At 60.9% G+C, this 22673-nt stretch carries 26 protein-coding genes; 16 read left to right on the top strand and 10 right to left on the bottom strand.

Features of this window, described 5'->3' with window-relative positions:
• The first annotated feature begins 301 nt into the window (after positions 1-301).
• Together rhtA and C1X29_RS24285 are read left to right on the top strand one after the other, a co-directional pair.
• Complete coding sequence (gene rhtA / locus C1X29_RS24290) at positions 302-1189, top strand: threonine/homoserine exporter RhtA (protein WP_085744902.1); 888 nt, start codon at positions 302-304, stop codon at positions 1187-1189.
• A 168-nt stretch (positions 1190-1357) separates the two neighbouring features.
• Positions 1358-1639, top strand: a complete 282-nt coding sequence (locus C1X29_RS24285) for a hypothetical protein (protein WP_007955851.1) — start codon at positions 1358-1360, stop codon at positions 1637-1639.
• A 10-nt stretch (positions 1640-1649) separates the two neighbouring features.
• Here the strand turns inward: C1X29_RS24285 and C1X29_RS24280 are convergent, their stop codons facing one another.
• Positions 1650-2219, bottom strand: a complete 570-nt coding sequence (locus tag C1X29_RS24280; protein ID WP_102686414.1) for a TetR/AcrR family transcriptional regulator — start codon at positions 2217-2219, stop codon at positions 1650-1652.
• Positions 2220-2310: 91 nt separating this feature from the next.
• On the opposite strand from C1X29_RS24280, the gene C1X29_RS24275 reads away from it, so the two are divergent.
• Positions 2311-3039, top strand: coding sequence for an SDR family oxidoreductase (locus C1X29_RS24275; protein WP_085744904.1), 729 nt, complete (start codon positions 2311-2313; stop codon positions 3037-3039).
• 33 nt (positions 3040-3072) lie between these two features.
• Positions 3073-3663 (top strand): 2-hydroxychromene-2-carboxylate isomerase, encoded by a 591-nt coding sequence (locus C1X29_RS24270; RefSeq protein ID WP_102718538.1) that lies wholly within the window; start codon positions 3073-3075, stop codon positions 3661-3663.
• On the opposite strand, the gene C1X29_RS24265 is transcribed toward C1X29_RS24270, so the two are convergent.
• Entirely contained in the window at positions 3660-4658 is a 999-nt protein-coding gene (locus C1X29_RS24265) for a zinc-dependent alcohol dehydrogenase family protein (RefSeq protein ID WP_102718537.1), read from the bottom strand. The two genes, C1X29_RS24270 and C1X29_RS24265, sit on opposite strands and share 4 nt — an antisense overlap.
• A gap of 112 nt (positions 4659-4770) precedes the next feature.
• Between C1X29_RS24265 and C1X29_RS24260 the strand changes: the two genes are divergently transcribed.
• The gene (locus tag C1X29_RS24260; RefSeq protein WP_102718536.1) at positions 4771-5679 is read left to right on the top strand and encodes a LysR family transcriptional regulator; all 909 of its coding nucleotides are present in this window, start codon (positions 4771-4773) and stop codon (positions 5677-5679) included.
• Here C1X29_RS24260 and C1X29_RS24255 read toward each other — a convergent pair.
• The 4 genes from C1X29_RS24255 to C1X29_RS24240 form a co-directional block, all read right to left on the bottom strand.
• Complete coding sequence (locus tag C1X29_RS24255) at positions 5672-7480, bottom strand: aminopeptidase P family protein (protein ID WP_102718535.1); 1809 nt, start codon at positions 7478-7480, stop codon at positions 5672-5674. The genes C1X29_RS24260 and C1X29_RS24255 overlap by 8 nt on opposite strands.
• 57 nt (positions 7481-7537) lie before the next feature.
• Complete coding sequence (locus C1X29_RS24250) at positions 7538-8704, bottom strand: aminotransferase class V-fold PLP-dependent enzyme (protein ID WP_085744909.1); 1167 nt, start codon at positions 8702-8704, stop codon at positions 7538-7540.
• A gap of 206 nt (positions 8705-8910) precedes the next feature.
• Positions 8911-9525, bottom strand: coding sequence for a LysE family translocator (locus C1X29_RS24245; RefSeq protein ID WP_007955835.1), 615 nt, complete (start codon positions 9523-9525; stop codon positions 8911-8913).
• Between the two features lie 101 nt (positions 9526-9626).
• Positions 9627-9896 (bottom strand): hypothetical protein, encoded by a 270-nt coding sequence (locus C1X29_RS24240; RefSeq protein ID WP_085744911.1) that lies wholly within the window; start codon positions 9894-9896, stop codon positions 9627-9629.
• A 390-nt stretch (positions 9897-10286) separates the two neighbouring features.
• Between C1X29_RS24240 and msuE the strand changes: the two genes are divergently transcribed.
• From msuE to C1X29_RS24220, 4 genes are read left to right on the top strand one after another with little or no spacing between them, the layout of a single operon-like run.
• The gene (msuE, locus tag C1X29_RS24235) at positions 10287-10850 is read left to right on the top strand and encodes an FMN reductase (protein ID WP_064378551.1); all 564 of its coding nucleotides are present in this window, start codon (positions 10287-10289) and stop codon (positions 10848-10850) included.
• Positions 10851-10860: 10 nt separating this feature from the next.
• A complete protein-coding gene (gene ssuD, locus C1X29_RS24230; protein ID WP_102718534.1) occupies positions 10861-12006 on the top strand; it encodes an FMNH2-dependent alkanesulfonate monooxygenase in 1146 nt (381 codons plus the stop codon).
• Positions 12007-12016: 10 nt separating this feature from the next.
• Positions 12017-13204: an acyl-CoA dehydrogenase family protein gene (locus tag C1X29_RS24225; RefSeq protein WP_007955826.1), complete on the top strand. Its 1188-nt coding sequence runs from the start codon at positions 12017-12019 to the stop codon at positions 13202-13204.
• Between the two features lie 23 nt (positions 13205-13227).
• Entirely contained in the window at positions 13228-14331 is a 1104-nt protein-coding gene (locus C1X29_RS24220) for a sigma-54-dependent Fis family transcriptional regulator (RefSeq protein ID WP_085744914.1), read from the top strand.
• On the opposite strand, the gene C1X29_RS24215 is transcribed toward C1X29_RS24220, so the two are convergent.
• A complete protein-coding gene (locus C1X29_RS24215; protein WP_007955823.1) occupies positions 14328-14693 on the bottom strand; it encodes an antibiotic biosynthesis monooxygenase in 366 nt (121 codons plus the stop codon). The two genes, C1X29_RS24220 and C1X29_RS24215, sit on opposite strands and share 4 nt — an antisense overlap.
• Positions 14694-14783: 90 nt before the next feature.
• Here C1X29_RS24215 and soxR point away from each other — a divergent pair, with 90 nt between their 5' ends.
• On the top strand, positions 14784-15242 hold the full coding sequence (gene soxR / locus C1X29_RS24210) for a redox-sensitive transcriptional activator SoxR (protein WP_007955822.1): 459 nt from the start codon (positions 14784-14786) through the stop codon (positions 15240-15242).
• 36 nt (positions 15243-15278) lie between these two features.
• Here the strand turns inward: soxR and C1X29_RS24205 are convergent, their stop codons facing one another.
• From C1X29_RS24205 to C1X29_RS24195, 3 genes are all read right to left on the bottom strand, one after another.
• Positions 15279-16049: a MetQ/NlpA family ABC transporter substrate-binding protein gene (locus tag C1X29_RS24205; protein WP_085744917.1), complete on the bottom strand. Its 771-nt coding sequence runs from the start codon at positions 16047-16049 to the stop codon at positions 15279-15281.
• 72 nt (positions 16050-16121) lie between these two features.
• The gene (locus C1X29_RS24200; protein ID WP_085744918.1) at positions 16122-16787 is read right to left on the bottom strand and encodes a methionine ABC transporter permease; all 666 of its coding nucleotides are present in this window, start codon (positions 16785-16787) and stop codon (positions 16122-16124) included.
• Positions 16788-16789: 2 nt separating this feature from the next.
• A complete protein-coding gene (locus tag C1X29_RS24195; protein WP_102718533.1) occupies positions 16790-18004 on the bottom strand; it encodes an SfnB family sulfur acquisition oxidoreductase in 1215 nt (404 codons plus the stop codon).
• 283 nt (positions 18005-18287) lie between these two features.
• On the opposite strand from C1X29_RS24195, the gene C1X29_RS24190 reads away from it, so the two are divergent.
• The 6 genes from C1X29_RS24190 (at position 18288) to C1X29_RS24165 (ending at position 22666) form a co-directional block, all read left to right on the top strand.
• Positions 18288-18746, top strand: coding sequence for a VOC family protein (locus C1X29_RS24190; RefSeq protein ID WP_102718532.1), 459 nt, complete (start codon positions 18288-18290; stop codon positions 18744-18746).
• A 142-nt stretch (positions 18747-18888) separates the two neighbouring features.
• Positions 18889-19764: an alpha/beta fold hydrolase gene (locus C1X29_RS24185; protein ID WP_102718531.1), complete on the top strand. Its 876-nt coding sequence runs from the start codon at positions 18889-18891 to the stop codon at positions 19762-19764.
• 253 nt (positions 19765-20017) lie between these two features.
• On the top strand, positions 20018-21220 hold the full coding sequence (locus tag C1X29_RS24180; RefSeq protein WP_102718530.1) for a PepSY domain-containing protein: 1203 nt from the start codon (positions 20018-20020) through the stop codon (positions 21218-21220).
• Positions 21217-21756 (top strand): thiamine pyrophosphate-binding protein, encoded by a 540-nt coding sequence (locus tag C1X29_RS24175; protein ID WP_085744923.1) that lies wholly within the window; start codon positions 21217-21219, stop codon positions 21754-21756. The genes C1X29_RS24180 and C1X29_RS24175 overlap by 4 nt, the downstream gene beginning before the upstream one ends.
• The gene (locus C1X29_RS24170) at positions 21753-22094 is read left to right on the top strand and encodes a hypothetical protein (protein ID WP_102718529.1); all 342 of its coding nucleotides are present in this window, start codon (positions 21753-21755) and stop codon (positions 22092-22094) included. Before C1X29_RS24175 ends, C1X29_RS24170 begins: the two co-directional genes overlap by 4 nt.
• Positions 22091-22666 (top strand): DUF6162 family protein, encoded by a 576-nt coding sequence (locus C1X29_RS24165; RefSeq protein WP_102718528.1) that lies wholly within the window; start codon positions 22091-22093, stop codon positions 22664-22666. The genes C1X29_RS24170 and C1X29_RS24165 overlap by 4 nt, the downstream gene beginning before the upstream one ends.
• Positions 22667-22673: the final 7 nt, after the last annotated feature.

The following is a 22673-nucleotide window of genomic DNA, read 5'->3' as shown; positions in this document are numbered from 1 at the left end:
ACCGAGAAGATCGAACCATTGAAAGCACCAGACAAACCGGCATTTCCAACTCCTCCCAGGCTTCGATGAACTGAAGCGACCTGCCTTCGAAACCTACTTAACTCATTGAATCTCAAGGAGTTTTCCGTTTCGACTACGCCGGAAGTGGGGCGAATTATAGAGACTCAGAATCTGCCGTCAACCCCTAATTTGCGTTTTCTATCAAGAGAGGGAAAAAGGCTGCTCCTATATAGACGCGAACGCAGTGAGTGCGCACTATATTGCCCAACACACCAGCTACTTCCTCGGATGATGCCACGCAATGAACGACCAACCTCGCAGCCTTGCCTCAACCCTGTTCCCGGTTGGCCTTCTATTAATAGCTATGGCATCAATCCAGTCCGGCGCTTCGCTGGCTAAAAGCATGTTCCCCATCGTGGGCGCCCAAGGCACAACGACGCTGCGTTTGATTTTCGCCAGCGTGATCATGCTGTTACTGCTCAAACCCTGGAGGGCGAAGCTGACAGCCAAGTCGCTGCGCACAGTGATTGTCTACGGGATGGCGCTGGGGGGGATGAACTTCCTCTTCTATATGTCGCTACGCACCGTTCCGCTCGGCATCGCAGTTGCCTTGGAGTTTACCGGCCCGCTGGCGGTCGCCATCTATGCCTCACGTCGCGCAATCGACTTTGTTTGGATTGCCCTGGCTGCAATCGGCTTGTTGCTATTGATACCGACTGGCGCTACGTCCGCGGGCATCGATCTGGTCGGTGCTGGTTATGCACTGGGAGCCGGCGTTTGCTGGGCGCTATACATTCTGTTCGGCCAAAAGGCCGGCGCAGATAACGGCGTGACCACCGCAGCGCTTGGCGTGATGATCGCAGCCCTGTTCGTCGCCCCCATCGGCATCGTCCATGCCGGCAGCGCACTGCTGACTCCGGCATTGATCCCGATCGCTATCGGCGTCGCGATCCTGTCTACCGCCCTCCCCTACACACTGGAAATGGTCGCCCTCACCCGCATGCCCGCCCGCACTTTCGGCACGCTGATGAGCATCGAACCGGCCTTTGGCGCGCTGTCGGGCCTGCTATTCCTTCAGGAATACCTTTCTTTGTCACAATGGATGGCGATCCTGTGCATTATTCTGGCCTCCGTCGGTGCAACCATGACCATGGGCAGCACTGCCAAACCCGCCATCGCCGCGGATTAAAAGGGGATTGAACGAAGGTCTGGCATTTGGCGCTCATTTAGGCCATGTTTAGCCTCGCAACCCAATGCCAGACATGGATTTTTTCGGATAGGGACATCGGAACGCGTCAAGCGAGAGCGCATACAGGCAGACCCGAGCGCCAGACTCGAGGCCGCCATAAGGACGGTAATGAAACGAATTTTGATACTGATCGCCATACTCGCCGTTGCGGGCTGCGCGGCGACGTCGAAGACCCAGGTCAAGCATGGCAAGAAAGGGCTGCACATCAACTGTTCGGGGTTGTCCTCTTCTTGGGACAAGTGCTACGCCAGCGCTGCAAACTCTTGCGCGCCGAAGGGCTACAAGGTAATCGCCAAATCAGGCGATACCGTGGAAGAACCGGGTGATTACCCCTTCGGCCTCAACCCCGCCGGCTATACCAGCCGCAGCATGATCGTCATCTGCAAATAAACCATCGCCACTAGTGCGTTCGCGAAGCGGCGAGCTGGTGTCCGATCTCCTCATGACAGGACTTCAGCACCCGTTGCTGAATCTTCGGTGACGCCAACATACGCGCCACCACCAGTGCCCCGACACATTGCGACAGAATCGCCCAGGCCAGGCTGTCGCTTTCCAGAATCTGCGCCCAACTTTCCTGAAGCTTACAAATCCACAGCTCGGCCTGCTCCCGCACAACAATATCCGACCGCGCTATCTCGGCGCCCAGTGAAGGCAATGCGCAGCCCAGCTCAGGCTGCTCGACATGGGCCATGTTCAGATACAGTTTCAGGCACCGCTCCAGCCGTTCGCGATCCTGCGTACCCTGCCCGCCCAAGCGTTCAAGACTCTGGCACAACTCGCGCTCGACGATAGCCGCGAACAGGGCGTCCTTGGACGAGAAATGGCTGTAGAACGCGGCCCCGCTCAAGCCGATCGCCTTCATCAGGCCATCGACGCCCATTGATGAAAACCCGGTCTTTTTCGCAGACAGCGAGCTGCTTTGCAGGAGCTTTTCTTTGGTTTCCAGCTTGTGACCGGCGGAATACCGCATGTATTTGTCCTCACATTGAGTGCCTTGACGCTGAGCAAATCCTAGCATAACGTTCGTTCACTTAACGATCGTTTACTAAAGGGATCCGCCCATGAATAACAAGAAGGTCGTATTGGTTGTCGGTGCAGGTGATGCCACGGGCGGCGCCATCGCCAAGCGGTTCGCCAAGGAAGGTTTCGTCGCGTGCGTCACGCGGCGCAGCGCCGACAAATTGCAGCCCTTGGTGGAAACCATTCAAGCGAACGGTGGCGAAGCCCACGGGTTTGCCTGCGACGCGCGCAAGGAAGAAGACGTAATTGCGCTGATCGAAGACATCGAAACCCGCCTCGGGCCGATTGAAGCATTCGTCTTCAACATCGGCGCCAACGTGCCCTGCAGCATCCTCGAAGAAACCGCACGCAAGTATTTCAAGATCTGGGAAATGGCCTGCTTCTCCGGATTCCTTAATGCCCGGGAAGTCGCCAAACGAATGGTGACCCGTAGCCGCGGCACTATCCTGTTCACCGGCGCAACTGCTGGATTGCGCGGCGCCTCAGGCTTTGCCGCATTCGCCGGAGCCAAGCACGGTATCCGGGCTCTGGCACAGAGCATGGCCAGAGAGCTTGGCCCGATGAACATCCATGTCGCCCACGTCGTGGTCGACGGCGCCATCGATACCGACTTCATCCGCGACAATTTCCCTGACAAATATGCCACCAAGGATCAGGACGGTATTCTCAATCCCGACCACATCGCCGAGAACTACTGGTATCTGCATAGCCAGCCACGGGACGCCTGGACGTTCGAACTGGATCTGCGTCCGTGGAACGAGCGCTGGTAATCCCCCCAATAACAAAAACAGAGTGCAGCGAACATGAGCAAAACCGTGGAGTTCTATTTCGATCTCGGCAGCCCCGCCACCTACCTGGCGTATTCCCAACTGCCGAAAATCTGCGCTGAAACCGGCAGCCAGTTGATCTACATTCCGATGTTGCTGGGCGGCGTCTTCAAAGCCACCGGCAACGCGTCGCCGGCAATGATCCCGGCCAAGGGTCGTTACATGTTTCAGGACCTGGACCGTTACGCCAAACGCTACGGCGTGCCCCTGAAATTCAACCCGCATTTCCCGATCAATACCCTGATGTTGATGCGTGCGGTCACCGGCATTCAACTGCGTGATCCCGATCGCTTTCAGGCGTTCATCGATTGCCTGTTCAAAGCGCTGTGGGTTGAAGGCCGCGCCCTTGATGAACCGTCAACAGTTGCCGCCGTGCTCACCGAACATGGCTTCAATCCTGAAGAAGTACTGGCATTGACCAACGATGAAGCAGTCAAGGCTGCGCTCAAAGACAACACCGAAACCGCCGTGAAGCGTGGCGTCTTCGGTGCGCCGAGCATGTTCATCGACAACCAGTTGTTCTTCGGTCAGGACCGGCTCGACTTCGTTGTGGAAGCCCTTCGCTAAATCTCCACGACCACACGCCCCTGAGCTGCTTTCGCTGCCAGCAGCTCATGGGCTTCTCCGGCGGTTTCCAGCGTGAACCGATGCGGATCGAGCAGAGGTCGCAGCTGACCGGACTCAATCAGCGCGGCAGCCTGTCGCAAAATCTCGCCATGATGCTCACAGCCCCTGCCGGTCAGTAACGGCAACAAGGTGAACACGCCCGAATACGTCGCCCCACGAAACGACAACGGCGCAAGACTGTGCTGCCCCCAACCGAGGCAACTCAGCACATGTCCGCTGTAGATCCGTGCGGCTTTGAACGAGGCGTCCAACGTCTCGCCGCCGACCGTGTCATAAACAATGTCGAACCCCTCCCCCGCCGTGAACTCGGCGACATAGTTCTCCACCGAGCTCTCTCGATAATCAATGAACGTCGCGCCATACCCCTCGATGATCGAGCGTTGTCCCGCAGAACCCGTTGCATACACTTCAGCACCGAATGCACGGGCCAGTTGTACAGCCACATGCCCGACGCCGCCCGCTCCACCGTGAATCAATACTTTATGCCCCGCACTCATCCGAGCCCGATCCACCAGGCCTTCCCACGCCGTGACCAATATCAATGGCAGGCTCGCGGCCTCGCGCGGGCTCAGGTTCAAAGGCTTACGCGCCAGCAGTCGTGCGTCCACCACTGCAAACTCGGCCAACGAACCTTGCGCGCCACCAATGCCTGTGGCCAACGCATACACCTCGTCGCCCGGCGCCCAATTCTGCACGCCCTCACCCACCGCTTCGACCACACCCGCCAGATCCAGCCCCAATACCGCCGGCAACGGTTGCCGGGCATGGGCTGCCTGTCCCGCACGGATTTTCAGATCCAGCGGATTAACACCGCTGGCCTTGATCCGCACCAGTACCTGTCCAGCCCCAGCCTCTGGGCGCTCAAGGGAAACCAAGCGTAACGGCCCGTTCGCGGTGTCCACTATCAGGGCTTTCATGTTGAGTGAGTCAGTCATTTCGGTCATTCCTGTGGGAGAAAGTGAAGCCATGGTCCCGCAGCAGACCCATGCCGATAAGACGTCAAATGACTATAGTGAGCATGCCGAATCGGCATGAATGAGGCGCTTCATGGACAAGCTCAACGCAATGGCCATCTTCGTCCGGGTGGTCGAACGCGGCAGTTTTTCCGCCGTTGCCCGGGAACTGCACACCACCCAGCCGACCATCAGCAAAGTCCTGCGCGCTCTTGAGAATGAACTGGGCGGCAAGCTGATTGCCCGCAGTACACGCAAGCTATCACTGACCGATGAAGGTCAGCGGTACTACAACGAATGTCGAAATATCCTCGCCGCTGTGGACGCCGCCGAGCACAGCTTCCAGTCCGGCAGGGAAACCGTGGCCGGACCTTTGCGGATCGGCTCCTCCGTCAGTTTCGGCCGTTTGAAGATCGCCTCGCGACTGGCGGAATTTCTGCAGCGCTACCCGCAGGTGCAGATCGACCTGCAACTCAGCGATCTGAATCTGGATCTGATCAGTGAAGGCCTGGACGTCAGTCTGCGCATCGGCGAGTTGAACGACAGCGGCATGATCGCCCGACGCATCGGCACCACCCACCGGCTCACGGTGGCGACGCCCGATTACCTGCAACGCCACGGCCACCCAAAATCACCTCAGGATCTTGCGCAGCACAACTGCCTGCAATTCAACCTGCTCAGCACTCAGAATCTGTGGACTTACGAGAAGGATGGCCAACACCACGACGTACGCATCCAGGGCAACGCCCAGAGCAACAACTCCGAAGCGATCCGCGAAATGGTCTTGGGAGGACTGGGGATTTCGCTGTCACCGGTCTGGTTGTTCAGCGAGGACTTGAAGGCCGGTCGAGTGGTCGCCCTGTTGCAGGACTATCAGACCCGATCATTGCCGATTCACGCCGTGTCCCCGGCGAACCGTCGCCAGTCCGCCAGGATCAACGCGTTTGTCGATTTCATGACCCAGGCGCTGGCTGCAGCGCCCGAGCTTCAACCTGTTAAATAGCAGCAGTACGCGTGTTCAACCATTGCAGTGCCGCGCCTTCAAGCAGCGGACTCAGGCGCTCGCGCACTTCGGCGTGATAGGCGTTAAACCACTGTTTCTCTTCCTGCGTCAGCAACGACGGCTCCAGGCAGCGAGTGTCGATCGGGCACAGGGTCAGGGTTTCGAACTTGAGGAACTCGCCGAACTCGCTGCTTCCCGCTTCAACGTTCATCGCCAGGTTCTCGATCCGCACACCCCAGCGGCCCGGACGATAAGTGCCCGGTTCAATGGAAGTGATCATCCCTGGTTGCATGGCAGTTTGCGGCGCCGGCGCCGCCTGATAGGCGATCACCTGCGGACCTTCGTGAACGTTGAGGAAATAACCCACGCCGTGGCCGGTGCCATGACCATAGTCGACGTTCTCTGCCCAGATCGGCGCGCGGGCAATCGCATCCAGCAGCGGCGACAGAATGCCTTTCGGGAAATGTGCGCGGGACAAGGCAATCACGCCTTTCAGCACACGAGTGCAATCGCGCTTCTGCTCTTCGGTTGGCGTACCAACAGCCACCATGCGCGTGATGTCGGTAGTGCCGCCCAGGTATTGACCACCGGAATCGATCAGCAACAATCCATCACCCTCGATCACCGCGTGCTCCTCCGGGGTGGCGTGGTAATGCGGCATCGCGCCGTTGGCGTTGAATGCGGCGATGGTGTTGAAACTCAGCGACACATAATCCGGACGACGCTCACGAGCAGCAGTGAGTTTCTCGTCAATGGTCAGCTCGGTAATGCGCTCGCGACCCCAGGCCGATTCCAGCCAGGTGAAAAACTCGCACAGCGCCGCGCCATCCTGCTCCATCGCCTGACGAATGTGCCCGGCGTCCGCCAGGCTCTTCTGCGACTTGGCCAGGGTGGTCGGGTTCAGGCCTTCGACCAGCTTCACGCCAGTGTCGAGGTTATCCAGCAGACCGCTGGTGACTCGCGCCGGATCCACCAGCAGGCTCGCGCCACTCGGAATAGCACGCAAGGCGTCAGCGACTTCGCTGTAGTCACGCAGGGTCACGCCGTCTTTTTCCAGCACCGCACGCAGCTCAGCATCGACCTTGCTCAGTGCCACAAACAGCGTGGCTTGTTGCTGGCTGATCAGCGCGAAGGAAACGAATACCGGATTGAACGACACATCGCCGCCGCGCAGGTTGAACAGCCAGGCGATGTCGTCGAGGGTGGCGATGAAGTGCCAGTCAGCACCGCGCTCCTGCAGGGTTTCGCGCAGTTTGCCGAGTTTCTCGCCACGGCTGACAGTCGCCTGCGGTGGCAGGTGCTGGTAGATCGGCGCATTCGGCAGCGCCGGGCGATCGCTCCAGACTTCTTTCAACAAGTCGATGTCGGTACGCAGACTGGCGCCCCGCGCTTCGAGCTTGCTGCCCAGCGTACGCGCCGACGCGACGGCCATCACTGCGCCGTCGACCGCGACCACGCCACCTTCCGGCGTCTGCTCGGCCAGCCAGTCCAGCGGGCTCGGCTGACCCGGTTGCAGTTTCACCAGTTCGATACCGCTGCCCTTGAGTTCCTTGGTCGCCTGTTCCCAGTAGCGACTGTCGGCCCAGACCCCGGCGAAATCGGTGGTGACAATCAACGTGCCGACCGAGCCATGGAAACCCGACAGCCATTGCCGGCCCTGCCAGTAACCCGGCAGATATTCCGACAGGTGCGGATCGGCGGACGGCACCAGCAACGCGTGGATACCTTCGCGACGCATCAGTTCACGGGTGTGCGCGAGGCGCTGGGGAACCGTTCCTTCGGTCAAAGTCTGGGTACTCATCATGTCTCCTGCCAATCACTTCATCGTTATTGTTCGGTGCCGTTCGAAGCCGGCTCGTTAAAGCCCTGTCGCCCAGAATGCCGGAGCACTGGCGCAGGCGGTCTTGATCAGATCTACAGCCTTGTCGATGTCCTCGGCGGTGGTGAAACGACCGAGGCTCAGACGAATTGTGCGTCCCGCCAGGTGGGCGTCATGCCCCAGTGCCAGCAAGACGTGGGACGGTGTGTTGCTGGCGGAATTGCAGGCCGAGGTCGCGGAAAACGCGATCGAATGGCTCAGCGCCGCCGGATTGAACTCGCCTTCGCTGAAGGTCAGGCTCAAGGTGTGCGGGATACGTTGGGTAGAACTGCCATTGAGGCGTACGCCAGGCAGGCTCAACAGTTGTTCGAGTAGTCGTTCGCGCAACGCAACGATGGTTTTCTTCTCGTCATCAAACGCCTCGGCGGCCAAGGCGAATGCCGAGCCCATGGCAGCAATCTGGTGAGTCGCCAGGGTACCGGAACGCAAGCCGCCCTCGTGGCCACCACCGTGAATCTGCGCCTGCAACCGCTGCTGCGCACGCGGACCGACGTACAGCGCGCCGATGCCTTTGGGGCCGTAGAGCTTGTGCGCCGAGAACGACATAAGATCCACCGGCCATTGCGCCAGATCGATCGCGACCTTGCCGGCGCCCTGGGCCGCATCGACGTGGAACAACGCTCCACGCCCACGCACCACTTCGCCGATGGCCGGGATGTCGTTGACGGTGCCGAGTTCGTTGTTGACCAGCATCAGCGACACCAGAAAGGTGTCATCGCGCATCGCTTCGCTGACCGCTTGCGGGGTAATCAGGCCTTCGGCGTCCGGTACCAGATAGGTCACGGCGACACCGGCGTCCTGCAATTGCCGGGCGGTGTCGAGGATGGCCTTGTGTTCGATCTGACTGGTGATGATGTGCCCGCCGGACACACCACGGGCCTGGGCCACGCCTTTGAGGGCGAGGTTGTTGGATTCGGTGGCGCCGGAGGTCCAGACGATCTGCTGCGCCTGGGCGCCAACCAGTTCGGCGACTTGCCGGCGAGCGTTCTCGACCGTTTGCCGGGCCTGCTGGCCAAAGGCGTGGGAACTGGAGGCCGGGTTGCCAAAGTTACCGTTGAAACCCAGACACTCGATCATCACCTGGATGACCCGCTCGTCCACCGGGGTGGTGGCGGCGTAATCGAAATACAGCGGACGTGTGTTCATAAAAAGACTCGCAGAGCGTGTTCCGGGATCAGAAAGCTCGTGTCTACAAACGGCACGACGCAGCCTTGTGAGCTGCGTCCGGGTTCGAGAGCGTCATCAATACCTGATCGGATGCCGTTAAAGAAGAACAACTTCATTTAAAAGTGCGTAGGAACGCTCCTGAACGCGACTTTAACAGGCATCGGGCCGGCGGTTGTAGCACTGCGTCAGCTAAAGCTTTCGAGGAGTAACGGATACAGCGAAATCACCAGCAGCGCCGCCATACCCCAGTTGAACACCCGCAACCAGCGGCGATCCTTCAGTACGTTGCGCAACAGAGTCCCGCACGCGGCCCAGACGCCGACGCTCGGCAGGTTGATGATGGCGAACACTGCCGCAATCACGATCACGTTGGTGAAATAACCCTGCATCGGCGTATAGGTGCTGATGGCACCGATGGCCATGATCCACGCCTTGGGATTGACCCACTGGAAGGCTGCCGCACCGAGATAGCTGATCGGTTTTGCCTCGCCCTGCTCGCTGTCGCCGACGGGGCCGGAATGGGCGATTTTCCACGCCAGGTACAGCAAGTACGCCGCGCCGACGTAACGCAGAACCGTATAAAGCAGCGGATAAGTCTGGAACACCGCGCCCAGGCCAAAACCCACCGCCACCACCAGCACGAAGAAACCGCAGGTAATGCCGAGCATATGGGGGATGGTGCGGTTAAAGCCGAAGTTCACGCCCGATGCCAGCAACATGGTGTTGTTCGGCCCCGGTGTGATCGAGGTGACAAGGGCAAACAGGGCGAAGCCCAGCAGCAGGTCGAGCGAGAGGGTCATGGCAGGCAGTCCGTCAGGGTCATTCAGGTGTTGACCCTATCCCACGGCGCCGTGCAAACCCACGGACAGTTGGGTAAAACTTCAAGCAGTACAGTTATGAATCAGCTTGGACGACCGTGCAGCTGTACGGCCCGCTCGGCGCTCATCTCACCTTTGCTATCAAACCCGAAAGTCTTCTGTGGCTGGCCGAGCAATTCGGCTTTTTTCGCATGATATTCCTCAAATGACAGACCGCGACGGTTCAAGGTTTCAAGGGCCAGTTCGCGGGTTTCTTCCGCCGTGTAAGGGCGCAGTTCCGGGGAAACATGGCTCGCGCAACCGGCGAGAACGGAGACAGCGAGCATCAGCGAAACAGTCAGTAAACGATTCATGGGAGCGTCCTGGCGAGCAGTGTGGGTCGATGGAGAAAGGCTACGCCCGGGCACGCTTTGGCAGAAATCAACGCTCTCAATAGTGGCTATCAGAATTCGAACAGTACCCCCCCCTTTATATTCTAAAAAGACCTATCAATATCAATTAACAGTCTTTTACGGAATAACAGTCAGCCTTTATAAATCCCTCATCGCGTTCGGCACTGTTGCTCCAGCAACTGTTTCCCAGGCAACAGTGGTTCAACAAACCGGCCTGAAAGTCACATGAGCACAGCCACCGAAAACGCTCAAAGCCCCGGAATACGGGCCTTACAGGAATTGGTACAGCGCTTGCTCTGCTCCAGTGACTACTCACTGCTCGCCGAGCAACTGTTGAAAAAGGAACTGACCATGTCGCGTCCACTGAAAGTCGTCGCCCTGTCCGGCGGAACCTGGCGTCCGTCCCGCACCCTGGTGCTGACCCAGGCCCTGCTGGCCGAATTGTCCGGGCACCTGCCGGTCGAGAGTCACCTGATCGAACTCGGTGACATCGCCCGCCCGCTGGGCGCCGCACTGTCCCGTCAAGAACTGCCGGCCGAGATCGAAGCCGAGCTGCAGGCCATCGAACAGGCTGATCTGCTGATCGTCGCCGCGCCGGTGTATCGCGGCTCCTATCCGGGGCTGCTCAAGCATTTGTTCGACCTGATCGACCTGAATGCGCTGATCGACACGCCTGTGCTGCTCGCCGCCACTGGTGGCAGCGAACGCCATGCGCTGGTGCTCGATCACCAGTTGCGCCCGCTGTTCAGTTTCTTCCAGGCCGTGACCCTGCCGATCGGTGTGTACGCCACCGAAGCCGATTTCGCCGACTACCAGATCACCAGCGAACCGCTAAAAGCGCGCATCCGCCTGGCCGCCGAACGCGCGGCGCCGCTGTTCGGCACTCACCTCAAACCGTTGCTGAAAATCGCTTAAGGAGCTGTTCATGGATGTTTTCTGGTTCCTGCCGACCCACGGCGACGGTCACTATCTGGGCACCACCCAAGGCGCGCGCCCGGTCACCCTCAATTACTTGAAACAGGTGGCGCAAGCCGCCGACAGCCTCGGTTACCACGGCGTGCTGATTCCCACAGGGCGTTCCTGCGAAGACTCGTGGGTGATCGCCTCGGCGCTGGTGCCGCTCACCGAACGCCTGCGTTATCTGGTGGCGATCCGTCCGGGAATCATCTCGCCGACCGTCTCGGCGCGCATGGCCGCGACCCTGGATCGACTGTCCAATGGCCGCTTGCTGATCAACGTTGTGACCGGCGGTGACCCCGACGAAAACCGTGGCGACGGCAGTTTCCTCAGCCACAGCGAACGCTACGAAGTCACCGACGAATTCCTGAAAATCTGGCGCCGGGTGTTGCAAGGCGAAGCGGTGGATTTCGAAGGCAAACACCTGAAGGTGCAGAACGCCAAAGCCCTGTATCCACCGGTGCAGAAACCTTATCCGCCGCTGTATTTCGGCGGCTCCTCCGACGCGGCTCACGACCTGGCCGCCGAGCAGGTCGACGTGTACCTGACGTGGGGCGAACCACCGACCGCCGTCGCCGAGAAACTCGCCGACGTGCGCGAACGCGCCGCCCGTCACGGGCGCAAAGTGAAGTTCGGCATCCGCCTGCACGTGATCGTGCGCGAGACCGCCGAGGAAGCCTGGAAAGCCGCCGACAAACTGATCGAGCACATCAGCGACGAAACCATCGAGGCCGCGCAGAAATCCTTTTCGCGCTTCGACTCCGAAGGCCAGCGGCGCATGGCCGCCCTGCACGACGGGCGCCGCGACAACCTGGAAATCGCCCCCAACCTGTGGGCCGGCGTCGGCCTGGTGCGCGGCGGTGCCGGTACTGCATTGGTCGGCGATCCGCAGCAGGTGGCGGCGCGAATCAAGGAATACGCGGATCTGGGCATCGAGAGCTTCATCTTCTCCGGCTACCCGCATCTCGAAGAGGCCTACCGCTTTGCCGAGCTGGTGTTCCCGTTGTTGCCCGAGCCGTATGCAAGCCTGGCCGGACGCGGCGTGACCAACCTCACCGGGCCGTTTGGCGAAATGATCGCCAACGATGTTTTGCCCGCCAAAGCCAACGCCTGAGGAAGACCGAGTGACTGCCAAACCGCAAAGCACCCTGCTCTCCCCATTGCAGACCGCCCGCCAACTGGCCGCCGAATTTGCCCTGACCGCCGTCGAGCGCGACGAGCGTGGCGGCACCCCGAAAGCCGAACGTGATGCCCTGCGCGACAGCGGTCTGCTGGCCCTGAGCATTCCCACCCGTTACGGCGGCCTCGGCGCGCGCTGGAGCGAAACGCTGGAAGTGGTGCGCGAGTTCGCCAAGGTCGACAGCTCGATCGCCCACGTCTTCGGTTTTCATCATTTGATGCTCGCCACCGTCCGGTTGTTTTCCCGCCCGGAACAATGGCAACCGTGGTTCGAACAGACCGCGCGGCAGAACTGGTTCTGGGGCAACGCGCTCAATCCGCTGGACACCCGCACCGTGGTCAAGGACCTCGGTGGCTGGCGCGAGTTTTCCGGCAAGAAGAGCTTCTGCTCCGGCGCCAGCGATTCGCAGATGCTGATCGCCTCGGCGGTGGATGAAAGCAACGGCGGCAAACTGCTGATCGCGGCAATCCCCAGCGGCCGCAGCGGCATCACCCTGCACAACGACTGGAACAACATCGGCCAGCGCCAGACCGACAGCGGCAGCGCCACGTTCGAACGGGTGCGGGTCGAAGAATCGGAACTGCTGCTGGATCCGGGGCCGCTGAGTACACCGTTCGCCTGTCTGCGCCCGTTGATCGCGCAACTGACGTTCACCCACATGTTTCTCGGCATTGCCGAAGGGGCTTTTGAAGAAGCGCGGCAATACACCCTCAGCGAAACCCGTGTCTGGCACAAATCCTCGGTGCGCGAGGTACGTGAGGATCCTTATGTGCTGGCCCATTACGGCGAGTTTTGGGTCGCCCTCGAAGGCATCCGATTGCTGGTGGAACGCGCCGCTGCGTTGCTCGACGAGGCCTGGGCCAAAGGCCCGAACCTGAGCGCCGAAGAACGCGGCCATCTGGCCACGGCGATTGCCACAGCGAAGGTCGCCGCCAGCCGCCAGGGCCTGGAGATTTGCAGCCGATTGTTCGAAGTCACCGGCGCCCGTTCGACCCACGCCTCGCTGCGCCTCGACCGACACTGGCGCAACCTGCGCACGCAAACCCTGCACGACCCGCTGGATTACAAACTCCACGAGCTGGGCGACTGGGCACTGAACCAGTCCCTGCCGGTGCCGACGTTCTATTCCTGATTTCCTTTCGTGGAGCGAGACCCATGCAACTGCTGACCCTGCCGCCCTCACCCGCCCTGGCCACTTCGATTCGCGCCACCGCCCAGGTGTTCGAAGACCCGAAATCCCAGGCCCTGCTTGCGCATCTGCAACAGGTCGCGCCGAGCGAAGCCAGTGTGCTGATCATCGGCGAAACCGGCACCGGCAAAGAGTTGGTGGCGCGGCACATCCACAACCTGAGCAACCGGCGCAACCGACCGTTCATTGCGGTGAACTGCGGGGCGTTTTCCGAATCGCTGGTGGAAGCCGAACTGTTCGGCCACGAAAAAGGCGCCTTCACCGGTGCCCTCAGCGCCAAGGCCGGTTGGTTCGAAGAGGCGGATGGCGGCACTTTGTTCCTCGATGAAATCGGCGATCTGCCGATGGCCATTCAGGTCAAGTTGCTGCGGGTCTTGCAGGAGCGTGAAGTGGTGCGCCTGGGTTCGCGCAAGAGCATCCCCATCGATGTGCGGGTGCTGGCGGCAACCAACGTGCAACTGGAGAAAGCCATCAACGCCGGGCATTTCCGCGAGGATCTGTATTACCGGCTGAACGTGGTCAATCTGGAACTGAGCCCGTTGCGCGAGCGGCCCGGCGACATCCTGCCGCTGACCCGGCATTTCATCGAGGCCTACAGTCAGCGCCTGGGCTACGGACGCATCACCATCAGCCCCGGCGCCGAACACAAACTGCGCGGCTACAGTTGGCCGGGCAACATCCGCGAACTGGAAAACGTCATCCATCACACGCTGTTGATCTGCCGTAACGGCGTGATCGAACGCGATGATCTGCGCCTGTCGAACCTGCGCATTGATCGTCCCGACGATCAGCACACGACTGCCGACGACTCACCGGAAGCGCTGCTGGAACGCGCCTTCCAGAAACTCTTCGAACAACAGGCCGGCGCCCTGCATGAGAAGGTCGAAGACGCGTTGCTGCGCGCAGCTTATCGCTTCTGCCATTACAACCAGGTGCACACCGCGTCCCTGCTCGGACTTAGCCGCAACGTCACCCGCACGCGGCTGATCAAGATCGGCGAACTGGCGGTGAACAAGCGGCGGCCCACGGAAAACCTGCAAGGCGAGCGCTTGATCCAGCTGTCGATCTAGCCGACCAGTTGGCAGTGCAAACCATCGTCGTGACTGCGGGCGATGCTGCTCAGCACCTGGAATGAACCGAAGGTCACGGTTCGCGCCTGATGCGTGCGGATCAGTTGCCAGAAATCCTGCTCACCGGTTTCGAAACTCTGGAACGCCGCCTCTCCCGCCTCGCGGGACTGCCATTGCAGAAAGCTCAACACTCGCCGGCCATCGTCGCTGGCCTGGACGCTGGCACTGACGAAGCCGGCGTAACGCTGGGCCAGACGTTCGGTCTGCACCGCCAGCGCCGAGACCAGCGCCGGTTGCTGGCCGGGTTCGATTTCAAATTCGATCAATTGGGTAAAGCTGCGGTTTTTCGCTGGTGCTTGCATGACATCCCCACTCTGTCAGACGAATCTTGCGATTCGAAGGCCTGCAGGGTAAAACCTCGAGTTAACTAGAGGTCAAGGGGCATTTTGCAAATGATCACTGCGGAAAATGTGCACAAACAACTGACCGTCGGCGAAGTCGCGGCCCGCAGCGGCGTGGCGGTCACCGCCCTACATTTCTATGAATCGAAAGGCTTGATCAAAAGTCAGCGCAACGCCGGCAACCAGCGGCGTTATCCACGGGAAGTGCTGCGGCGGGTCGCGTTGATCAAAGTGGCGCAACGCCTGGGCATTCCGCTGGCGGAAATCGGCGAGGCGTTAAAACAGCTACCGGACAACCGCGCACCGACGGCGGCGGACTGGAAAGTGTTGTCGGAGCAGTGGCGGCGGGAGCTGGACGAGCGGATCAATCAGTTGATGCTGTTGCGGGACCGGCTGACCGGTTGCATCGGTTGCGGATGCCTGTCGATGGAAGCCTGCCCACTGCGCAATCAGGGCGATGTGCTGGGCGAGCAAGGGCCGGGGGCGCACTTTCTCGACGTACCCAAGTGAGGGTTCCCATGCCGTGGGAACCCTCAATTCGATCCATCAGAAGCCCGGCGCAATCTGCCCTTTGTAGCGGGTCAGAATGAACTGACGCACTTCATCGGAATTCAACGCCTTGGCCAGTTTCTGAAGGCCCGGGTCGTTGATGTTGTCGGGACGCGCGACCAGAAACTCGATGTACAGGCTCTTGCCTTTCTCGACGATCAGCGCGCTGTTGGTGTCGATCCCTGCTTCCAGCGCGTAGTTGGCGAACACGAACGCCAGGTCCACCTGACTCACTGAACGAGCCAGCAACGCGCCTTCCAGCTCACGGATTTTCAGGTGCTTGGGGTTTTCGACGATGTCGCGCTGGGTGGCCAGGGTGTTGCTCGGATCCTTGAGCCTGATCAGCCCCGCCTCGTGCAGCAGCACCAAGGCGCGACCGGTGTTTACCGGGTCATTGGGGATCGACACGCTGGCGCCGTCCTTCAGCTCCGAGATGTTCTTGATCTTGGTCGAGTAAGCACCGAACGGTTCGATGTGCACGCCGACCACCGGCACCAGATCGGTGTGGCGAGTCTTGTTGAAATCATCGAGAAACGGCCGGTACTGGTAGTAGTTGGCGTCAAGGTTTTTCAGCGCCAGTTGCTGGTTGGGCTGGATGAAGTCGGTGAAGACCTTGATGTCCAGATCCACGCCTTCCTTGGCCAGGGTCGGTTTGACGAATTCGAGGATTTCCGCGTGCGGCACCGGGGTGGCACCGACGATCAGTTTTTCGTTGGCATGGGCGCCAAACGACAGAACGGCAGCCAGTACGGCCAGGGTCTTTTTCATGCTGTGCTCCAAGGCAGATTTGAGTGGCCGTCGTGGGGTGAACGTGGGGCCTTTATGGGTGAACTTGTTTTTTCAGCGTCGGCTGTAGTGCGCCACCAGGCGGTCGCCGGTCATTTGCAGGGCCTGCACCAGAATCAGCAGCAACACCACGGTGACTACCATCACGTCAGTCTGAAAGCGCTGATATCCGTAGCGGATCGCCAGATCGCCGAGCCCGCCGCCACCGATCACGCCGGCCATCGCCGTGTAATCCACCAGCACGATGGCGGTGACCGTCACCGCCGCCAGCAACCCGCCGCGGGCTTCCGGCAGCAAGGTGTGGCGAATGATTTGCCAGGTGTTGGCGCCCATCGCCTGGGTCGCCTCGACCACGCCGCGATCGACTTCGCGCAACGCGGTTTCCACCAGCCGCGCAAAGAACGGCGTGCAGCCGACCACCAGCGGCGGAATGGTCCCGGGCACGCCCAGCGACGTACCCACCAGCAGCGTGGTGAGTGGAATCAGCACGATCAGCAAAATGATGAAAGGCAGCGAACGCAGCATGTTCACGATCACCGACAGCACCCGGTACAGGCCGACCATTTCATGCAACTGGCGCTTGCCGGTGAGAAACAACAGCAGCCCCAGCGGCAAGCCCAACAACACCGTGAACAGCAGCGCCGCGCCGAGCATGCTCAGGGTGTCGAGACAGGCCTGGGCGATGTCGGCCCAGTAAATGTGTTTGAACCACTCGGCCATGATCAGGACCAGTCGTGGCGCGGCGGTTTGACGCCGTTGAGCAGCCAGTTGCCGACCACGTGGTACTTCCAGCGCACCGGATCATGCAGCGTGTGAACCCGGGCGTTGCGCCAGTGGCGGTCGAAGTTGTGCTTCTTCAAGGTCGAACGGGTGCCACCGAGTTCGAACAACTTGTTGCTGGCCTCGATGGCGATTTCGGTGGTCAGCACTTTGGCCTTGGCTACCGCGAGTGACGCCAGTGCGACGTTGTCTTCATCGGGTGCCGGACGTGCGGCGTCGAGCGCCCAACCGGCGCGTTCCAGCAACGCCTCGGCGGCTTCCAGACGGATTTCCAGTGCGCCGATCTGAATGATGGTCAGCGGATCTTCGCTGGCCTTGTCCACACCCGCATCGATCCATGGCCGGGCGAACTGGCGGACAAATTCGACCGTATCGCGCAGCGCCGCACGGGCAATGCCGGCGTCGATGGCAGCGGTGGTCAACTGGGCGAACGGTCCGGCCAGGGTCGGGTTCTCGTAAGAACGGTACGTCGGAAACAGATTGAATGGCGCCACTTGCAGATTTTCCGCCAGCACCGTGCCGCTGGAGGTAGTGCGCTGGCCGATGCTGTCCCAGTCATCGACGATCACCAGCCCTTTCGTGCCGCGCTCGACGAAGGCCAACTGGCCCTTCTGTTCTTCATCCAGCGCCAGCACCGCCAGCCAGTGAGCGTAGAGCGAACCGGTGCAGTAGCCCTTGCGGCCGTTGATCACGAAGCCGTCGCCATAACGACGGAGGGTCGCCTGAATATCCTGCACATTCTTGCCGCCGGTTTCCGACAACGCGTTGGCGAAACGATGACCTTGCAGCGCCAGCTCAAAGAAATGCGCCTGCTGCGCCGGCGTGCCTTGCAGGCGGATGTCTTCGAGCAGGCAGTAATGGTTTTGCGGGATCTGCCCGAGAGACGGATCGGCGGCGGAAATGATCGCGATCACCTGCGCCAGCACCGCACAGGACACCTGCGCGCCGCCGTATTCCTTCGGCACGGTGATGCCCCACAGGCCACTGTTGGAATACAGATCGACGATCTCGGCGGGCACTTCGCGGTTGCGGTCACGCTCGGCGGCGTGTTCCTGCAAGACGGTGGCGACCTGTGCAGCCACGCGCAAGGCTTCGGCGTCGTCGGCGATCCGGTGGGCGGCCGGCGGGTTGATCGGATAAACGGCAGATTCAGACATGGATGACTCTCGGTATCGGTGTTGTACCGGGTCATTGCAGCTTCTGTGCCTGACGAAAAGGCCTTGTTTTACGGGGGCTGCAGCGGAACCTCAGAGCGTTTGGCGATGAAAACTTGCGCATTCTGTTGCTTCGCTGTCGATGGCTGAACAGTGCGAGGCCTGCTCGTCGGCTACTCGGTCACGACGGCGGCACGGATCTATAGTTGAGCGACCGGCAACCCCGGCGAAGGCACACCTTCAACCTCTAATAAAAACCAGGCAACAAATAACAGGGAGTACCGCCATGAGCGTCAAACCCATTCCCGAGGGGTATCACAGCATTACCCCGTACCTCGGCATTCACAAAGCTGCCGAAGCCATCGACTTCTATAAAAAGGCGTTCGGTGCCACCGAAGTCATGCGCCTGAGCATGCCCGACGGCGGCATCGGCCACGCCGAACTGCGCATCGGCGACAGCGCGATCATGCTCGGCTCGCCATGCGATCAAGGTCCGTTGAGCAATCCGGACACAGCGGTGTCGGTCGGTCTGCATCTGTACGTGACCGATGTCGACAAATCCTTTCAGCGTGCGCTGGAGGCCGGCGCCACCTCGGTGTCCGAGGTCAAGGATCAGTTCTACGGCGACCGCAGCGGGACATTGAAAGATCCGTACGGGCATCTGTGGTTCCTGGCCACGCGCAAGGGAGACCTGACCCAGGCGCAAATCGAGCAGCGGGCGAAGGAGATGTTCCAGCAGGGTTAGCAAAGCCAGGTTGTCCATTCCCGCGCAGCGCGCGGGGATGGGCGAACACGATTCATGAACCGTCGAACCACGCTTCACGTCTTGTCATGAACGCCCGGCGATTTCAGGATGCAGGCCACTCGCCTGAATAAAGGATCACCCGATGTTTGCCGGATTCGTCAAAGACCAGCGCCACGTCAACGGTGTGGACATCAGCTACCGCCTCAAAGGCAGCGGCCCGGGCCTGCTGCTGTTGCACGGGCACCCGCAGACCCACGTCATCTGGCACAAGATCGCCGAACAACTGGCGGAGCACTTCACGGTGATCGCCGCCGACCTGCGCGGTTATGGCGACAGCAGTCGCCCGCCGGCCGATGAGGCTCACCTCAACTATTCCAAACGCGAGATGGCTCGCGACGGCGTGGAATTGATGAAGGCGTTGGGCTTCGAGCAGTTCTCGATCCTTGCCCATGACCGTGGTGCGCGGGTTGCCCATCGCCTGGCCCTCGATCATCCCGCCGTCGTGCAGCGCATGGTCCTGCTCGACATCGCGCCGACCCTGGCAATGTACAGCCAGACCAACGAAGCCTTTGCCCGGGCCTACTGGCACTGGTTCTTCCTGATCCGCCCGGCGCCGTTGCCGGAAACTTTGATCGAAGCCGATCCCGAAGGTTATCTGCGCAGTGTCATGGGCAGCCGCAGCGCCGGGCTTGCACCCTTTACCGACGAGGCATTCAGCGAATATCGGCGTTGCCTGGAACGTCCCGGCAGCGCTCGGGGGATCTGCGAGGACTACCGCGCCAGTGCCGGCATCGACCTGGAACATGACCGCGCCGACCTTGCTGTCGGCCGCCATCTGAACCTGCCGTTACTCGTGCTGTGGGGCGCCGAGGGCACCGTCGGTCGCTGCCTCGATCCGCTGGGGGAATGGCAACAAGTTGCCACTGATGTACGGGGCAAGGCTTTGCCTGCCGGGCATTACCTCGCCGAAGAAGTGCCCGAATTGTTGCTGACCGAAGCACTCGACTTTCTCCGCTGATTCCCCTCCTTCAATCCGGCGGCATGCGCTGCCGGACTGCTTCGCCTCCCCCGCAAAAATCCGCCCACGCGACAGCCACCTGCAATCGCGAAACATTTACTTTCATATCGTTTATCGGGATTTGCTTCGGTCATCCGTCTTATAGAAATGCGGGCTGGTCGCGTAGGCAAAAGCCACGACCGGCCTTTCAGGGGACTCCCGTGCTGCGAAGCCCGTAGTACCGCTCCCTCTCACTGAATCAAGACCCGTCATCATGTCGAAGAAATCCCGCTCGAAACTGTGGTTCCTGGTACACAGCTGGCTGGCGTTGCCGATCTGGTTTTTCGTGCTGATCGTCTGCGTCACCGGCACCCTGGCCGTGGTCAGCCAGGAAATCGTCTGGCTGGCCAACCCGCAAATGCGCGCCAGTGCCCCATCGGACGAAGCACCGTTGCTCAGCTACAATCAGGTCCTGGCCGCAATCAAAAAGGCCGAACCGCAGACGGTGGTGCAAAGCATCAGCCGTCCGGACGAATCGCACTTTGCCCTCGACGTCGAGGTCAGCTACCCCGACGGTCGCTCGTTGACGGTCTACGTCAATCCGTACACCGGGGTCATCCAGGGCCCTGCGCCAACCTTCAACTTCAAGGCCTTCACCCGCGCACTGCATGGCTGGTGGCTGGTGCCGTTCACCAACGGCTTCAGTTGGGGCTGGTATCTGGTGTCGTTCCTCGGCCTGCCGATGCTCGCTTCGCTGGTGACCGGGCTGGTGGTGTACAAGCGCTTCTGGAAAGGCTTTTTCCGCCCGACCCTGCGCATTCGCCACGGTGCGCGGATTTTCTGGGGCGACTTTCACCGCCTCAGCGGCATCTGGTCGATCTGGTTCATCGCGGTGATTTCCATTACCGGCGTGTGGTTCCTGATCCGCGCCTTGCTGTTCGACTTCCAGATTTCCATTTCCAGCGAACCGATCATCCCGGCGATGTCCAGGGAAAGTGTGCCGATCTCCGCCGACGGCACACCGCCACCGCGGATCAGTCTCGACTCGGCCATCGAGATCGCTCAACAAAAGATCCCGGGGCTGGAAGCCAGTTTCGTCAGCCTGCCCGGCAACGCTTACAGCCACATGAGTGTCGGTGGTCGTGGCTGGTATCCACTGATGTTCCAGACCGCCACGCTCAATCCTTACAACGGTGACATTGCCGCCTCGCGCCTGCTGTCCGACCGCTCCGCCCTGGAGTTCGTCACCGAATCGATGCGTCCGCTGCACACCGGCGATTTCGGCGGAATCTGGATCAAGCTGATCTGGTTCTTCTTCGGTCTGCTGCTGAGCATGATGGTTCTCAGCGGCCTGCTGATCTGGACCAAGCGCACCGCCCTGGCCACGCTCAACGCACTCAAGCGCGAAGACAAGAGAAACCGCATGGTCGCGCCGCGATCGACGTCCCGACATGAACCTTCGCAGGTGCGTCCATGAGCCACATTGGAATAACACCACCGTCGCGCCTGAACCGGTTCTGGCACAAATGGCGTTTCCACCTCAATGTCCTGTTGCTGCTGATCCCGCTCGGCTTCATGCCCAAATACTTCGCCGATGCTTCTCTGTTTCGCGGTGACAGCGGACTGGGTGAACGGGAGATCGGTGAAATCCAGGTCGGTCCCTGGAGCCTGCGACTGGCCGAACTGCGTAATCAGGCACCGATCCTGACCGGCCCGGCCGGCTACATGAAAGATTTCAGCGCCGCCCTCTGCGACGCCTGTGTCGACCACGTCAAGGCCACCTACCTGCGCATCGGCAAACCTCGCAGCCTGCGCGCGGCCGGGGTGATTTTCTTCGGCACGCCGTACCGCATGGGCACCCAGTTGCCGGTGCCGGAAAAGACCGCTGCCGACGCCGAACTGTGGATCACCATGGAAGGCTGGGACGGCAGCATGCACCAGGCCTCGATTCCGCTGAGCCAGGCCTCGCCTGCCACCCTCGCCTGGCTGAACAAACAAGGAGCCAAACCATGAGTCATGTCCAACGCCCCTTTCGCCTGCACCTGGGCGCCGCATTGCTGGCGCTGTCTGCCGGTTTCAGCACAGGCGCCCTGGCCCACAACCCGATGTGCGAATGCAAGGCCATCGACGCCGAGCAGATCAAGTGCACCGGCGGTTTCTCCGACGGCAGCGGCGCACCGGGGGTGACCCTCGATGTGATCGGCTACGACGAAACCATTCTGGTGCCGGGCAAGCTCGGCGCCGATTCGACCCTGACCTTCAAGAAACCCGGCGCCGAGTTCTACGTGCTGTTCGACGCAGGTCCCGGCCACGTGGTCGAAATCGACCAAGCGGATATCGAAGCCCCATGACCACGCCGACTACCCAGGTTGTACGCCCGGCCGGTGCCGGGCACGAAACCCTCAATGTGCTGCTGATGTGTCTGTTGATCCTCGCGGTCGCGGGATCGGTAGTCGCATGGCGCGGCGTCTCCCACGAACCGGAGCCGGTTTCCAGCCATCAACTGGACGCCCGCCGCGACCTAGGCGCCAGCGAGCAAGGCATCTATGCGGATCTGCGAGTGACCCTCGACGAGATCCACCTGTTGCGCGAAGAACAGCAAACACTGCCGACCCCGCAGAACCTGGCGGACGAAGGTTTCGCCCCGTTTGCCCAGGACGCCAGCTCGGTCAGTCGTGGTGGTCATGCCTGGCAGTTGCTGGCCGACCGCGCCTACTTCGGCCACAGCCAGGCACCGGCTGTGGCCGGTTCGTTTCTGATGCGCCTGAACGCAGCCGATGACGCCGCGCCGGACATCTGGCTCAACCGCGCCACCGACCTGCGAGCGCCGGCAGACCTGTCCGACGCAGCGCTGTCCGCCGCCGGCTGGAAACAGATCGTCGCGCAATTCGATGCCGGGGTGACCCGCGAACATCGTCATTGACCCCTCG

The organism is Pseudomonas sp. GW456-12-10-14-LB2 (assembly GCF_002884345.1).
Classification (GTDB): domain Bacteria; phylum Pseudomonadota; class Gammaproteobacteria; order Pseudomonadales; family Pseudomonadaceae; genus Aquipseudomonas; species Aquipseudomonas paraglycinae.
This window is presented reverse-complemented; position numbering and strand designations above follow the sequence as displayed.